Below are 15,190 nucleotides of genomic sequence, written 5' to 3'. Positions count from 1 at the left end.
AGCTCTCGTAATAATTAGCACATTCGCTAAAAGTAGCATACCAAACATCTTTATTCCTTAAATAGCCGAAAAGAAAATCTAAAGAATTTATATCATCATAAACATTTGGCGTTTGCCTCTTCCCATCTGGTCTAGCATTCATAAAATGCTCCGCTATACTAATCACATATCTACTTTTCATCATTTTTTCTATCTTTACGATATTTAGCAAGTGTTTAATTTTACTTTTTATTGCATTTCCTCCATATATAAAAGCATCGCCGCTTATATTTGACGGCATTTCTATAATTTTATCATCGCCATACTTCAAAGAAATATTATTGGTAAAAGGCTTAAAGTCAAAGGACCACCAGCGAAATTTTAAGTCAATTAGTCCTACAACCAAATCTTCTCTAAAACTATAGCACGGAGTCCTTCCTCCCAAAATTTGGTAGTCAAATCTTTTTTTGAAAAGATTTAAATCATTTTTTATAATATTAAAATACTCACCCGGAGAATACTGCTCAAATTCTCTGCACCATTTTCTATCCATCAATGTAGCATTGGAATATCCATGATTATGTCCATGGTATGCTATCTCATCAGATCTATCGAGAATGGAATTTAATAGCTTTAAAAAATCATTATTATCGTATATAGATCCAGTTTTACCATTATCTAAATATGTTGAGTGCGAATTCATTACCAAAAAATATGTAACTCTAATTTCTGGATATTTCTTTAATAAATAGTTTGCAAAATAATTGTATAGACCTTCATCGCCTAATCCAAGATAACCACAATCGCATTGCTCCCTTAAAAAACGTGACTGACATTTTGAATTTGTAATATCGTCTATGCCGAAAATAATGGGGGAGGTTTTATCTAAAAACCATTTCGCTTTACTAATCATCTCTACTCTTTGCTTTAGCAATAAAAAATAGACCGTCATAATTTTGTCTTTTAGTGAGCCGACATACTAGTATTCTTTTCAAAATTTTAATATAATCTAAAAAGGATTTTGTTTTAAAAAACATATTTTTATTTTCTGAGTAATAATAGTCATATTTTTTTTCTACATACCCTTTTCTGTCTAATAATTGCTTTAAAGTCTCAAAGCTATACCAACAAACATGCTCTTTATTTAACCATAAATTTTCGAGCTTCCCAGACTTGATTAGCCTAATACGCTCATTAGACCAAGGGTTCGGCGTAGTGATAATTAATAATGATTCATCATGCATAAATCTTTTTATGCCATCCAGCATTAGACCAGGATTTTCAATATGCTCAATCAGTTCTCCACATACCACAATATCAAATTTATCTTGGTATTCAAGCTTATCCAGTTGCGTAACATCTGCATAATATGCAATATAGCCGTATTTATCTTTCAAAATTTCTACATCTTCTTGCAAATAATCAAAACCAACTAAATAGCCAGCAACTTCTGCAATTTTACTATGAAGCCAATCGTTGGATTGGATTTTTTGTTCATACAACTTATGTTGTATGAAACCGAGATGTAAAACTTTTTTATCACAACATATTTTTATTATTTCATCTTTTCTAAAAATCACATTATCTAACATAAAACATCCTTTACTTTATCACATAAATCATCTAAATTTCTATTCTTAAACAAAATCGTTCCTGTTGGTCTATCGCATACATCGCTTGCTATCGCAGGACATTTAAAATATAAAGCCTCTCTAATACTAAGGGCGTCGCCATCGGTATTCGTAGGTCTTATCATTAGACTAGCCTTTTTAAATATAGGCCAAAGCTCTTTTTGCCCAGTCAGAAAATAAAAATTTTCCTCTAAATTTAGCTCTTTTATTCGTAGACACATTTTATCTATATACTCCGTATTAACCTTTTCGTTTGCTAGTGCAAAAATAAATCCTAAATTTGGATAGACATTTTTTAGCTTAGCCGTGAGTTCTATACATATGTCAAGTCCGTATAAATCGGTATTTTTATAAAAAGATATTTGAAATGCATTTGCCGTTATTATCTGCGTCTTACTTCTTATAAAATTGTAAAAAGAATCGGGATAGGTAGCTAAAATTTTATCCTCCTCCTCTAACGGTGGCGGCAAGAAAGCGTGCTCGATTATAATGCTTTTTGAAATATGCAAATTTCTACTTTTGTAATCGTCTAAAATATGCTTATTAACTACCACCAAAACATCTATGCAATGAAAAAAGACTCTATAAATCAACTCCTTAAATTTAGAGGACTCTTCAAACAACCTTGGATTATGGCTAGTGGCAATTAAATCAAAATTTTTAAAAAGTCTAGCAATCATAAGCACAAAAACTATCGTCATACTAAACGAGTGAATATTTACGGCTCGAAATTTTGTCCTGCACAATACTGCAAATAAATCGATATATTTTTTAAAACCATTCTTGGATACATCAAATACTTGCGAATTATCTAGCGACTTACTAAGTCTATAGATATAAACCGACACTCCGCCAAGAGGAGGCGGATACGGTCCGATTATTAAAATTTTATCGTATTTTTTAAGCCTATCTTGTACTAACGAACTCATATCAAAAATGAAATCTCCGTCGTCTGCACCATATCCCAAAACTCTATCGGCCAGCCTTTTTTACTTCCTTTTAGAGCCTCAAATAGCGCCTTAAGCTCTTCGAGTTGCCCCTTTTGGCTCACGTTTGTTGAAATTTCTTTTACTCCTACTCCGTATCCTTTAAGGCTTTTGTAATCGTCCAAAATGATGCTCTTGCCGTCGAAGTGAATCTCCATAAATTCCTTACTTAGCTCCTTACTACCGTTTGCGAAATACTCGATATTGGCCACCGAGCCGTCTTTGTATTTTAAGACGATCGATTTGTTATCCTCCGAGCTATATTTTTCATTGCTCGGCGTGATAGCCTGCGAAAATATGCTCTCTATCTCGCTTCCCGTTAGCGCCGTCATCAGATCTATTATGTGGCACGCTTCGCCCACCATCCTGCCGCCGTTTTCGTGCACCCAGTGATCCATAGGTATGTAGCCAGCGTTCATTCTATATCTAATTATCATAGGATTTATTCTAGCGCCCGTGTGCTTTTTTATCTCCTCTGCATAAGCGCTAAATCGCCTATTAAATCCCACGAATAAAAGGGGCTTGTCGCCTCCACCTTCGTAAAATTTCTTTATCTTTTCAAGCTCATCTTTGTTTGTCGCAAGCGGCTTTTCTACAAATACGTTTTTGCCTGCTTCAAGCGCCTTTAAAGTAAGCTCCGCATGGCTATCGTGCCTTGTGGAGATGATCACCAGATCAACGTTTTTATCATTTAAAATATCGTCTAAATTTGAAGTAGCGTAATTCGCTCCATATTGCTGCGCCACCGCCTTTGCTTTATGTCCGCTTCGGTTCATGATCGCGTAAATTTTATACTTATCTGTAAGCTTTGAGATATTAGGCAGGTGCATACCGGTAGCAAATCCGCCGACTCCGACGAATGCGACGTTTATCACATCCCTGTTTACTGGCGCGGAGCTTATGATGATTTTTTTATCGTGATTTAGATAGCTATCAAGCTCGGCTAAATTTGCCTCGCCGTAGTCAAGCAAAACCATGAGCGGCTTATTCTGCGAAGTCTGTAGCGACTCAAACGCCTCCGTTACCTGCTCGATAGGATATTTTGCGTCTATGAGCTTATCCAGCTTTATCAAATTTTCATTTACCAGCCTTAGATACTCACTCATATTTCGATTTTCAGTCCATCTTACGTAGCTAAACGGATAATCAAGTCCCTGCTCTTCGTAGCTCTTGTCGTAGCGACCGGGGCCATAAGAGGTGGAGATGAGAAAATCAAGCTCCTTCTTATACATATCCTCTCTATTGATCTGCATGCCGGCAACGCCTACGAGCACCACTCTGCCCTTTTTCTTGCACATCTGAAAGCTTTGCGATAGCGGCTCGCTACTGCTCGTAGCGGCGGTAAATAGCACGCCATCGGCGCCGTATCCGCCGCTCCAAGATGAAACGACGTCTAGCAAATCGTCTTTTGACGGGTTTATGACGAGCTCTGCGCCATACTCTTTAGCTATCTGCAAGCGCCTATCGTCAAAATCGCTGACCGCAACCCTTACGCCTGAAATTTTAAGCATCTGCACCGCAAGAAGCCCTAAAATCCCCGCACCGACCACTACGCAGGTCTCGCCCAACCTTAGATCGATCCGCCTAACGCCTTGCATCGCTATGCCGCCGAGAGTCACGGTGCAAGCCCGCTCAAAGTCCATATCCTGCGGCATTTTCATAACTAAATTTTTTGGCACGTCTACGTATTCTGCATGGTTCGCAAGCCCTGCACCGGCTGCGGCAACGCGCTCTCCGACTTCAAAATTTGAAACGCCCTCTCCGACCGCTATGACGACGCCGCTAAGCGAATAGCCGGTCGGGCTTCCGCTATCAAGCTTGCCCTTTACCTTCGCGTAGACGCTGGCTATGCCATCGGATTTCACCATATTGATGACTTTTTTTACGTTCTCCGGCTGCTCCAAAGCCCTTCTGATCAGGCTCTTTCCACTATTTGATACGCCGCTTATCTCGGTGCCCGCCGATATACAGCTATTTACTACTTTTATAAGAACGCATCCCTTTGAAACGCTCGGAGCGGGGATCTGCTCCGCTAAAACCTTACCTTTTTTAACTATTGCTTGTATCATTAACCATACCTTGAAAAATATTAAATATTAGTATTTCGCACGCCGCAAAAATCCAAAACTTCTTTTTCTATTTTCAGCCCTTTAAATTCCTTATGTCCGACCAAAAATACGATAATGTCCGAAATTTCAATAGCCTTTTTATAATCCGCTATCTCAAAATCTTTGTGAGCCTTGATGTTGGGCTCTACGGCGATCACATCGATACCGTCTGCGATCAGGCGCCTGGTTATATTTAGCGCTGGCGACTCTCTCAAATCGTCGATATCCGGCTTAAAAGCAAGCCCCATACACGCTACTTTTGGCTTTCTGCCGTTTTGCAGCTCAAATTTCAAAGCGGCTTTTTTGATCTTTTCTATACACCAATCAGCTTTATGATCATTCACCTCTCTTGCGGATTTGATCAGCCTCGCTTCGTAGCCACCCGCATGGACGATAAACCACGGATCGACCGCTATACAGTGCCCGCCTACGCCGCAGCCCGGGCTTAAAATATTAACTCGCGGATGGCGATTTGCTAGCGAGATAAGCTCCCAGACGTTAATGCCGAATTTATCGCACAAAATGCTAAGTTCGTTTGCAAAGGCTATGTTTACGTCGCGGAAAGAATTCTCTGTAAGCTTTGACATCTCTGCAGTCTTAGAATCCGTCTGCAAAACGCTACCACTAACGAATTCCCTATAAAATTCCGCTATCTTTTTAGTAGCAATTTTTGTAGTTCCACCCACGATTCTATCGTTTTGCGTAAGTTCTTTTAAAATTTTACCGGGCAAAACTCTCTCAGGGCAGTGAGCGATATAAATTTTAGAAATATCAACACCGCCATTTTTTAAAATTTCGCCTATCTTTTCGGTGGTACCTATCGGTGAAGTGGATTCTAAAACGACCATATTATCGTCTTTTACGTATGGTATTATAGATTTTGCCGCACTTATGACATAATCGATATTTGGCACGTATCCGTCTCGAAACGGCGTCGGAACAGCTATGATAAAAACGTCTGCGAAATCAGGCTTAACGTCTGCTTTTAAATTTCCGCTTTCTACTGATTTTTTTACAAGCTCCCCAAGCCCTTGCTCTACGATATGAATTTTACCCTCATTGATCGTATCTACGACGCTCTGCACTACATCAACGCCGTGGATTTTATAGCCCCTATTTGCCAAAAGTGCTGCTGTCGGTAGCCCTATATACCCAAGACCTAAGATGCAAACTTTTTTCATAATATTCCTTTTAAAAATTCCAGTATTTTTTTGCAAGTTTTACCGTCGCCATACGGGCTTACACTTTTACTCATTTTATCATATTCATCTTTTAAATTTAATAATTTTTGCACCTCTTTTATGATATTTTCGCGCTTGGTGCCGATAAGCTTCACACATCCTGCTCTTATCCCTTCAGGTCTTTCGGTAGTTTTTCTGATAACTAAAACGGGCTTGCAAAGGCTCGGCGCCTCCTCTTGGATGCCGCCGCTATCTGTTACTATCATATATGACTTGCTCATAAGATAGACGAAACTATCATACTCTAGCGGATCGATTAAAAATATATTCGAAATGCCCGATAAAATTTCTCCTACAGGCTTTCTTACATTTGGATTTAAATGCACGGGGTAAACGATGTCGATATTTTCGTTTTTTAGCGCTATTTCACGTAAAGCCTCACAAATATTAACAAAGCCTTCTCCGAAATTCTCTCGCCTGTGTCCTGTAACGAGAATAAATCTTCTATCACTAAGCTTATATTTGGCGTTTATAAAGGATAAAATTTTATTTTTTAGCAGCTCGTTGTTTTCGATTTTATCTATCGTCCACAAAAGCGCGTCTATAACAGTGTTGCCGCTAACGATTATATTTTTTGAATCTTTGCCTTCTTTTAAGAGATTGTCTCTCGCATCGGCAGTCGGCGCGAAGTGATATTTAGCTATGAGCCCCGTCATCTGCCTATTTATCTCTTCAGGAAACGGCGAATAGATATCATGCGTCCTAAGTCCAGCTTCGACATGTGCCACGTCGATCTTTTGATAATACGCCGCTAAAGAAACGGCATAAGTAGTAGTCGTATCTCCATGCACAAACACGATGTCCGGGGTATATTCGCTAAATACATCGCGCATACCAAGCAAAACGCCTGACGTAATGTCGTACAGATCCTGCCCTTGCTTCATTAAATTTAGATCAAAATCCGGCTTGATCTCAAAAAATTCAAGCACCTGATCTAGCATCTGTCTGTGCTGCGCCGTGACGCAAACCTTCACTTCAAATTCCGCGTACTTTTGAAATTCCTTTATCAACAAAGCCATCTTAATGGCTTCCGGGCGCGTCCCAAATACTATTAAAATTTTTCTTTTCGTCATAAACTCCCCTAAATATCGATTTTTAACCGAATTTATCACCATAATTTTAATTAAATTTTGCTATATCGGCGCTTAGTGATACTTAGAATTACCTATTTGTCGCTATTTGGATGGTATAAAATGTTCTTTGCTTTAAAGCTGGCTAAGATTTATTTTAAATTATCAAAAAATTCCATCGCAAAATCATCAAAAATTTTACCTTTCAAATGCGCTTTACAAAATTCCACGATGAGCCCATGAAATAATGCATACGTGCTGTTTTCGTTCTCCAGCTTATCTGCTTTTGCCGCCGCATCGCAGGGAAGATTAGCGGAATTTACAAACTCATAGATCCGCTCAAATTCTAGCTCGCCAAGCCACGCGCTAAGCTCATCGTAGCTTTCAAACTCATAGCCTAAAGCCCCAAGCAGGCGCGCCGAATAGCTGTCCGCAACCATCACCGCACGCTCGCACGCGTAGCACAAGATCGCATCGCAGCTCTCTGCGCCGATCCCTTTGCGCGCTAGCAGCCACTCGCGGCTAACGCCCGATTTAAAGCTCTCAAAATCCCCAAAATCCGCGATTATCGCTTTGCAAAGCAAGCTTAGGCGTCTAGCTTTTTGATTATAAAATCCGCTAACTTTAATGATCTCCGCAAGCTCCGCTTCGTCTAGCCCGGCGATGCTTTCTAAGCTCAAAAGCTCCTTGCTACGCAGGTTTTGCAGTGCCGCATCGGCATTGCGCCACGCCGTATTTTGGATCAAAATCGCCCCCACGACCACCTCAAAGCTTCCAAACGCGGGCCACCAGCGAAAATCCTTGATTTTCACGGCGCGAAAAAGCGCGATAAAAAGCTCGGTCGCGCTCATCTGCCGTCTCCAAGGACGCTGGGAGCATCAAATTTCGGTTCTATAATCCGTACCTCGCCGCATCTTGCGACAAGCGATGCATACGCCGAAATAATTTTTAAATTTCGCTTAAAGAGTGCCGTGCAACGCATAAAAATTTGAAATTTATGCGTTGCAAAAACAGACGCAAACGGGGTTTGTTCTTGCAAGACACCTGCGATGAGAAGGAATTTCGACGCACCGCTAGGCTTAAATTTAACGATCGTCGCGCACGTAGCGGCAACTTTAAATTTTAGTGCAGCCGCTGCCCTGCTTCGCTCCAGAAGCCGCTTTACGCCGCAACTAAGCTCGCTTACGACATTTTGAAATTCTCGCGCCGTATTCATCTGCCGCCGCCTTTTAAATTTGTAAAAAATTCCTCGCTAAAGCTCAAGAAAAACTGCTTTGCCGCGCGGCCGCTGCGGCTTGCGCGAAGCATCGCAAACTCCCTCGCCTTTGCGTGCAGCGCGTCTAAATTTGCAGCAAAGCTCAAGCGAAATTCCGCCGCGCTCATACCTTTCGCAGCCGCAAAATAGGCATCTACGATCCCCAAATACTCCCGCATGCTCCCGCCGTAAAAGCTTAGCTGTAGCCCGAAGCGCTCGCTAAGGCTGATTCGCTCGTTCGCCGCGTCGCTTAGGTGCAGCTCGCCGCGGCTTATCTGCGCGGCGTCGTTATCGCTTGCGCATTCGCCTACGATGTGGCGGCGATTGGACGTCGCATACATCAGCACGTTGCGCGGCGCGCGCTCTAAGGATCCTTCTAGCAGCGGTTTTAGGTGCTTGTAGCCGCTCTCGCCGAGCTCAAAGCTCAAATCGTCGCAAAAGATGATAAATTTAAAATTTGTTTCGCGGATCGCGTCGATTATATCCACGAGATAGCCCAGATCGTCCCTGCCGATCTCGATGATCTTAAGGCCTTGCGGGATAAATTTAGAAAAAACCGCCTTCGCAAGGCTTGATTTGCCGCAGCCGCTCTCGCCCCATAGCAGCGCGTGGTTGGCGCTGCAGCCGCGCAGGAAGGCGTACGTGTTTTTTATAAGAGTCGATTTTTGGCTCTCTAGCCCCACAAGCGCGTCAATACCCGTGAAATCGATATCGCGGACGATCTTTAGCGCCTTTTTATTTGCGCGAAAGACGGCGACCTGTACCGTGCGCCAATCAATCGCGCTAAAATCGCTGAAATAAATTTGCTCGCCGGTGCCGCTCTGCGCACTTTTTAGGATGGCTTGCGGCGCTAAATTCAAACCGCTTACCGAGTCTAAATTTAGCCCTTCGCTTCTGCTTTTGCTCGCGCTTTTTTTGATATTTTCATCGCAAGTTCGCATTTTTTAGCTCCCTTCGCAGATAGATTAAAATTTCGTTTATCACGTCGTAATCGTCGCGCGTTTGTGCCTTTAATCGCACCTTATCGCCGTTTGCGAGGGTAATCAAGATATTTTCGTCCATGCTCGAAATCACGCGCAAGCCAAGCTTCGTAGCCAAAACCTTAATCATCATCACGTCGATGAATTGCTTAGTGTAGATATCTGCGCGCCCGAAGCGATCCTCGATCTCGCCGAAAATTTCAAGCACTTCGCTCGCCTCTGCGCACTTGCTAAGCCGCCTGTAAAGATCTAGGCGCAGGCGATCCTCTCTGATAAATTCCGAGTTTAAAAAGGCGTTTACGGAAATTTTAAGCTCCACGCTCGCAGCGGCGCTCTTTCTGCTTAGCAGCTTGCCGATCTCCTCTTCGAGCATTTTTAGATAAAGCGAGTAGCCGATCGCTTCGATATGCCCGCTCTGTGCCTCTCCGAGCAGATTTCCGCCGCCGCGAATCTCTAGATCGTGATACGCTAGCACCGAGCCGCTGCCCAAAAACGAGTTGCTCTCAAGCGCTACGAGCCGTTTTAGCGCGTCCTGCGTAAGAGCGGTTTTATCCTCGATCAAAAAGTAGCAAAAGCCCTGTTTGTTGCTGCGTCCGACGCGGCCGCGCAGCTGGTGCAGATCGGCGATGCCGAATTTATCAGCGTTTTCGACGATGATTGTATTTACGCGCGGCATATGAATGCCGCTTTCTACGATGCTGGTGCAAAGTAGCAGATCGTATCCGCCTGCTACAAATTTTAAAATTTCATCCTCCGTCGTTTTCGCGTCGATCTTGGAGTGTAGAATTAGAATTTTAAGGCTCGGCAAAATTTCAAGCAGCTTCTTTTTGGCGCTTTGCATCGTCGCGATGTGGTTGTGGACGTAAAAAATCTGCCCGCCGCGTCGCAGCTCGCGCGAGATCGCCTCTTTTATGATCTTTTCGTCCCACTGCTTGACGAAGGTGCGCACGTCTAGGCGGTCCTGCGGCGGGCTAAGCAGCGTGGAGTAGCTTTTAATCGAGCTTAGCGCCATATTTAGACTGCGCGGTATCGGCGTGGCAGACATACTAAGCAGGTGCGAGGCGGCGCTTTTCTCTTTGAGCCGCTCCTTTTGCTTAACGCCGAATTTATGCTCCTCATCGATGATTATGAGCCCTAAATTTGCGGGGTTTAAATTTAAAAGCGAGTGCGTGCCGACTACGACGATCGCCTCGCCGCTTTGCAGGCGCTTTAAAATTTCACTCTTTTGCCTTGCGCTGCTAAAGCGATCGAGCTTGAAAACGGGAATTTCAAACTCCCTAAAGCGCTCGCTAAGCGTGGCGTAATGCTGAGAGCTAAGCAGCGTCGTAGGCACAAAAAACAGCACTGAATGGCCGCTGCGGATGCAAGCAAAGATCGCATTCATCGCAACCTCGGTCTTTCCAAAGCCCACGTCGCCGCTAAGCAGGCGGTCCATCACCTTGCCGCTTTGCAGATCCGCCAAAATCGCGCTCACAGCCTTTTGCTGATCGCTCGTGTAGCTAAAACCGCTTGCGCTTAAAAATTTCGCATAATCCGCGCTTTCGTTTTTGATGACGAGCCCTCGCACCAGCTCGCGCTTGGCAGCCAGCGCGATGATCTTTGAAGCGATCGCAAAGAGCTTTTCGCGCACTCGCTCTTTAATTTTTGAAAAGCTCGCCCTGCCCAGATGATCCAAGCTCACGGCGCCGCCGCTTGCGACGTAGCGATCGATCTTATTTAGATACTCTACCGGCAGCAGCAGCTTGTCGCCGCCCTCGTAGAGCAGGGATACGAACTCCTTGCTGCGCCCCATCACCTCGATGAGCTCAAGCCCGTTAAATTTAGCGATGCCGTGATCTTCATGCACGACGAAATCACCCACGTTTAGCTCATCTAGAGCCAGACTCGATCTTCGCACGCGCTTTTTAGGCGTCGCTTTGTTTAGCGAAAGAATGATTCGCTCGGCGCTTATTAAATTTACGACGAAATCCTCGCGTAAAATTTCGATATTGCTAAATCCGCTAAGATCAAACGGCGCGAGCAGCGCGTCGTTTCGCGCGATCAGCGTGATAGCCTCGCTGCGGTGAAATTCAAAAAATTCCTGCGACGGCGTCACGGCGAGGTCTTTAAATTTACGCGCCGCAGGCAATACCTCGATCGCGTCTAAAAAATCCAAATTGCGCTCGGAAAAAATTTCATCCTTTTTAATCTCGTGCAGCAAGACGCAATCAAACGCGCTCACGTAATCGACGAAGCCCTCGATGAACCAAAACCCGAGCGAGCCCAGATCGCGCGCTAGCGCGTCGCTGTCCGCGCGCGATATCTTTTCGCTCACGCTCTCAAACTCGTCCTCGCTTAAATTTGCTAAAAACGGCGCTATCTCGGCTTGCGCAAGCTCATCTTTTTCGCTTTTTTGCGTCGCGACGTCAAAGCGCCTGATACTCTCAACCGTCTCGCCGTCGAGTAGAATTCTAACCGCGCTTTCGCTCCCTACCGAAAAAACATCGATGATCTCGCCACGGAAGCTAACCTCGCCCATGCTTTCGACGATGTCGCGCACGTCGTATCCAAGGCGTAAAATTTCCTCTTTCAGCTCGCTTAAGTTTAACTCGCTTCCAAATTTTATATTTAGCGGGCGCAGATGGCTTGCGGCGGGGAGTTTATTTAGGATCGTGCGGACGGGAGAGATTAAAATTTTTTTGTCGCTTGTTTTATAAAACGCGCTAAGAGCGGTGCTGATACCCGCAAGCTCGCCCATGTAGCTGCGAAGATCCTCGCCGAAGCTCGCTCTAAAATCGGGTAGGCAAAAGGTCGCGTAGCCCATAAATTTAAGCACCTGCTCGCACGCCGCAGCCTCTTTATCGTCCTCGCAGATCAAAAGCTCTTTTTGGTTTTGCAAAAAGTATTCGTAAACCTCGGCTTGCATTATTTAAACCTTTCGATCTGGTGCTGCACGACGTTTGCGATCTCCTGCCACGATACGTTAGGCTCCAAGGTTGAGATATTTTTGAAATTCTGCGCGTTCCAGCTCATAAAATTTGCAGGATCAACGCTTTGAGCCAAAAACCTAACTTCGTAATGCAGGTGCGGGCCGGTGCTATAGCCGGTGTTACCGCTATAGCCGATGAGATCGCCCTTTTTAACCCAAGAACCGGGCGTTACGACCGCGGAGCTAAGGTGGCCGTAGCGGGTCTCAAAGCCGTAATTGTGCGATAGAATCACTAAAATTCCATATCCGCTACCACTGCCGCCTGCAAACTGTACAAAGCCCTCTGCTGTCGCAAACACCGGAGTGCCCTCGCTCGCTCGCAGGTCGATGCCGTGGTGCATCCTCATAACGCCACTGATTGGATGAGTGCGCATCCCAAAAGGGCTAGTGACGCCACGATACTGCATCGGAAGTCCGTTAGGCACAGCGCTAAGAATCGCGCTCGCCGTTTTTTCGCTAGCTGCGATGTGCGCGCCGGAGCCCTTTTTGCGCTCTTTTTTCATCTCATTCATCGCAAGCATTACCTGGATATCACTATCCAGCCCGCCTCCATCGTCTTCGCGTCCGTCCAGCTTGGCAAGCACCTCCTCATTTTTGCCCTCAAGCGCGATATTTTGCTCTTTTAGCGCGAGATTTTCGGCGTATAGGGTTTTGTTTAGCTCCTTTAAATTTGAACGGTCGCTCGCGAGTTTAAATATCGCAAAAAACAAAACAAGCAGAAAAATTACAAAAAACGCGGATAAAATTTTAAGTTGAAATCTAAAATTTTCGCCAAAATACAGCGTCTTGGTGCCAAAGTGATCGCTTAGGGTAAGTTTAGTTTTAGCCACGGCGCGCCTCAAGCCATAAAATGAAATTTTCTACCAAATGAAACGAGCCGAAAACCAAATACTCCTCGTCCGCTCTAAGCTCGCCGCGAAACGGCGAATGCGGAATTTTAAGCGCGTCAAGCGCACGGATTATCGCCTCCGCTGCCATTTCGCGATCCGCAACCTCGTAGCTAAAGATCTCCACGCGCTCCACTACAGGCGCCAAAGTCCGCAGCACCGCGAATACGTCCTTATCGGCAAAAGCGTTGTAAATCAGCACGATCTTTCTGCCCCCGTAGATTTCGGTAATTTCGCGGGCTGCTTGCTGTGCTGCAAGCTCGTTGTGCCCGACGTCCACGCGCAAATTCGGCGCCAAAACTTCCATCCTGCCACGTAAATTTAGAGGCGGTAGCTGCGAAATTTCAAATTTCAAATTTAAAAATTTCATCGCAGCAAGCGCTAGAGCTAAATTTGAAATTTGAAATTTAGGTAGATTATTGCACGCGCAAAACTCCGCGATCTGCGCTTGCTCGCTCTTGCTTAAAAGCTCTGCTGCAAACCTCAAATGAGTTCCTTTTTGCTCTGCGATCTGCTGCGCGATACGAAGCGGAACCTCGCTCATCTCATCGCTTAAAATCGCCTCCTTATCCATCGTAATGAGCTTGGTGTGGGCGATCTGCTCTAGATTTTGTCCTAGCATGCCTAAATGATCGGTGCCGATCGGTGTAAAAAGCGACAGCATGCGCCCGAAGCTCGATGTAGCGTCAAACTCGCCGCCCATCCCAGCCTCGATCACGCAGTAATCGCAATCCCTAAAAAGCACTGCCGCCGCAAGCGTGAGATACTCGAAATACGACAGGCTATCTTTAAACTCCGCGGGCAAGCTCTCTTGCAAAAACTCATGCGCGAAATCAAGCTCCTCATCCGTAGCATCGCGCCCTAGCGAAATGGGAAGCGAGCTTTGAGTGGATTTAAAATTTGATCTTAGCTGAGATTTAAAATTTTGCTCTGGCGAGAATTTTAAATTTTGCTCAGACGGCGATTTGAGATCTTGAGAATTCCATAAATTTTGTGTAGAAGTAGAATTTTGCGCGATGAAATTATGCTTGCTACAAAAATTTTGCATGGTATAAACGGAGTTCTGCAGGGCAGAATTCTGCTCACCATGCGAATCCTGCATGGTGATAAAATCCTGCGTGGTGGAATTTTGCAAATTAGAAATAGAAATTTGAGAGGCGGAATTTTCTCTGTTCGCAAAATTTTGCATCTTTATGGAATTTTGTTTTTCCGTAAAATTTGGCGCCAAAGCGGAATTTTGCTCGTTTTTAAAATTTGAAGCGTCGGAATTCAACGCAAAAACGGGGTTTTGCGCGATCCGTCCGCCTAGATAGATGCGCTCGTTGAGCCTAAAAACGTGCGGGCTGGTGTAGTGCCCTACGCTAAAGCCCGCTGCGGCGATCGCGTTAGCCAAAAACCGCCCGGTGCTACCCTTGCCGTTGGTGCCGATGATCTGAATGACATTTCTGAGCGGAATTTTATCTTTAATGGCGGCATATGCCCGCGGGAAGCGCTCGTAGTCGATTTTTTTGTAATAAATCGGGCGATTTTGCAAAAATTCTTTAATGCTGCGCCCGCTCAAGTCTGAATCCCCTAATCGCAAGCGCCGAAATAAACTCGTCAAACGCCTGCGCGGAGGCATTTTCGATCGCCTTGTAGCGGTCCTTATCGCTAATGATCGAGCTCGTATCGTAGCTATTTTTGACTAGGCGGCTAACTTTAAAATCGTAATCGCCCACGCAATCCTTGCTGAAAACCTCGCCGTTTTTAAGCTTGGTGCTAAAATTTACGATGAGATTTGCGCGGTAGCTAGTGACGTAGCCGAACTGATCGTATGAAAGCTCGCTAAAGCTTAGGCTTTTTATGCTCGCTACTACGATCGTCTGCGCCGAGTTTTTATCCGCAAGGCTCATCCCTAGGCGCTGAACTATACCCTGTCTGATCGCATCTTTGATCGCGACGGTGTTTTGCGGATCAGTTTTGCTCATCATCACATCCACAAATACGCTTCCACTCATCGTCTCTTTCGCGATCCTTGAAACGGGCTTGTAGCCGCAGCTGATTAAAAAAATCAAACAAAAAACGGTTAAAACTTTTCTCATCTTC

Annotated in this window: 13 protein-coding genes; all 13 read right to left on the bottom strand. The window is 44.7% G+C overall.

The genetic code is table 11. From position 1 onward, the window contains the following. Positions 1-892: hypothetical protein (locus tag Q0614_RS02775; protein ID WP_298786376.1), on the bottom strand; the 892-nt coding region annotated here is incomplete at its 3' end. Continuing rightward, positions 885-1,571, bottom strand: a complete 687-nt coding sequence (locus Q0614_RS02770; protein ID WP_297964168.1) for a methyltransferase domain-containing protein — start codon at positions 1,569-1,571, stop codon at positions 885-887. The genes Q0614_RS02770 and Q0614_RS02775, both read right to left, overlap by 8 nt. Further along, positions 1,565-2,578 carry a glycosyltransferase gene (locus tag Q0614_RS02765; RefSeq protein WP_298786374.1) on the bottom strand — a complete coding sequence of 338 codons (1,014 nt, stop codon included), beginning with the start codon at positions 2,576-2,578 and terminating at the stop codon, positions 1,565-1,567. The genes Q0614_RS02770 and Q0614_RS02765 overlap by 7 nt, the downstream gene beginning before the upstream one ends. After that, entirely contained in the window at positions 2,536-4,665 is a 2,130-nt protein-coding gene (locus Q0614_RS02760; RefSeq protein ID WP_298786372.1) for a bi-domain-containing oxidoreductase, read from the bottom strand. The genes Q0614_RS02765 and Q0614_RS02760 overlap by 43 nt, the downstream gene beginning before the upstream one ends. Before the next feature lie 20 nt (positions 4,666-4,685). Then, positions 4,686-5,885: a UDP-N-acetyl-D-mannosamine dehydrogenase gene (wecC, locus tag Q0614_RS02755; RefSeq protein WP_297961025.1), complete on the bottom strand. Its 1,200-nt coding sequence runs from the start codon at positions 5,883-5,885 to the stop codon at positions 4,686-4,688. After that, a complete protein-coding gene (wecB, locus tag Q0614_RS02750) occupies positions 5,882-7,018 on the bottom strand; it encodes a UDP-N-acetylglucosamine 2-epimerase (non-hydrolyzing) (RefSeq protein WP_298786370.1) in 1,137 nt (378 codons plus the stop codon). Before wecB ends, wecC begins: the two co-directional genes overlap by 4 nt. A 149-nt stretch (positions 7,019-7,167) precedes the next feature. Beyond that, a complete protein-coding gene (locus Q0614_RS02745; protein WP_298786368.1) occupies positions 7,168-7,866 on the bottom strand; it encodes a 3-methyladenine DNA glycosylase in 699 nt (232 codons plus the stop codon). Then, positions 7,863-8,231 carry a hypothetical protein gene (locus Q0614_RS02740; RefSeq protein ID WP_297961034.1) on the bottom strand — a complete coding sequence of 123 codons (369 nt, stop codon included), beginning with the start codon at positions 8,229-8,231 and terminating at the stop codon, positions 7,863-7,865. The genes Q0614_RS02745 and Q0614_RS02740 overlap by 4 nt, the downstream gene beginning before the upstream one ends. Further along, positions 8,228-9,211, bottom strand: a complete 984-nt coding sequence (locus Q0614_RS02735; protein ID WP_298786366.1) for an ATP-binding protein — start codon at positions 9,209-9,211, stop codon at positions 8,228-8,230. The genes Q0614_RS02740 and Q0614_RS02735 overlap by 4 nt, the downstream gene beginning before the upstream one ends. Then, positions 9,195-12,155, bottom strand: a complete 2,961-nt coding sequence (locus Q0614_RS02730) for a DEAD/DEAH box helicase (RefSeq protein ID WP_298786364.1) — start codon at positions 12,153-12,155, stop codon at positions 9,195-9,197. The genes Q0614_RS02735 and Q0614_RS02730 overlap by 17 nt, the downstream gene beginning before the upstream one ends. Then, positions 12,155-13,048 (bottom strand): M23 family metallopeptidase, encoded by an 894-nt coding sequence (locus Q0614_RS02725; RefSeq protein ID WP_005872272.1) that lies wholly within the window; start codon positions 13,046-13,048, stop codon positions 12,155-12,157. The genes Q0614_RS02730 and Q0614_RS02725 overlap by 1 nt, the downstream gene beginning before the upstream one ends. Continuing rightward, positions 13,041-14,666 carry a bifunctional folylpolyglutamate synthase/dihydrofolate synthase gene (locus tag Q0614_RS02720; protein ID WP_298786362.1) on the bottom strand — a complete coding sequence of 542 codons (1,626 nt, stop codon included), beginning with the start codon at positions 14,664-14,666 and terminating at the stop codon, positions 13,041-13,043. Before Q0614_RS02720 ends, Q0614_RS02725 begins: the two co-directional genes overlap by 8 nt. Continuing rightward, positions 14,647-15,186, bottom strand: a complete 540-nt coding sequence (gene lptE, locus Q0614_RS02715) for an LPS assembly lipoprotein LptE (protein WP_297961050.1) — start codon at positions 15,184-15,186, stop codon at positions 14,647-14,649. Before lptE ends, Q0614_RS02720 begins: the two co-directional genes overlap by 20 nt. Positions 15,187-15,190 lie beyond the last annotated feature (4 nt).

It is taken from the genome of uncultured Campylobacter sp., assembly GCF_937997595.1.
Classification (GTDB): domain Bacteria; phylum Campylobacterota; class Campylobacteria; order Campylobacterales; family Campylobacteraceae; genus Campylobacter_B.
The sequence above is the reverse complement of the archived record's forward strand: the minus strand, read 5'-3'. Positions and strand labels throughout refer to the sequence as shown.

Excerpts from the sequence above, each read along its gene's own strand:
- wecB (WP_298786370.1), bottom strand. The coding sequence starts at position 7,018 with ATGACGAAAAGAAAAATTTTAATAGTATTTGGGACGCGCCCGGAAGCC.
- Q0614_RS02730 (WP_298786364.1), bottom strand. The coding sequence starts at position 12,155 with ATGCAAGCCGAGGTTTACGAATACTTTTTGCAAAACCAAAAAGAGCTT.
- Q0614_RS02745 (WP_298786368.1), bottom strand. The coding sequence starts at position 7,866 with ATGAGCGCGACCGAGCTTTTTATCGCGCTTTTTCGCGCCGTGAAAATC.
- Q0614_RS02760 (WP_298786372.1), bottom strand. The coding sequence starts at position 4,665 with ATGATACAAGCAATAGTTAAAAAAGGTAAGGTTTTAGCGGAGCAGATC.
- lptE (WP_297961050.1), bottom strand. The coding sequence starts at position 15,186 with ATGAGAAAAGTTTTAACCGTTTTTTGTTTGATTTTTTTAATCAGCTGC.
- wecC (WP_297961025.1), bottom strand. The coding sequence starts at position 5,885 with ATGAAAAAAGTTTGCATCTTAGGTCTTGGGTATATAGGGCTACCGACA.
- Q0614_RS02770 (WP_297964168.1), bottom strand. The coding sequence starts at position 1,571 with ATGTTAGATAATGTGATTTTTAGAAAAGATGAAATAATAAAAATATGT.
- Q0614_RS02740 (WP_297961034.1), bottom strand. The coding sequence starts at position 8,231 with ATGAATACGGCGCGAGAATTTCAAAATGTCGTAAGCGAGCTTAGTTGC.
- Q0614_RS02735 (WP_298786366.1), bottom strand. The coding sequence starts at position 9,211 with ATGCGAACTTGCGATGAAAATATCAAAAAAAGCGCGAGCAAAAGCAGA.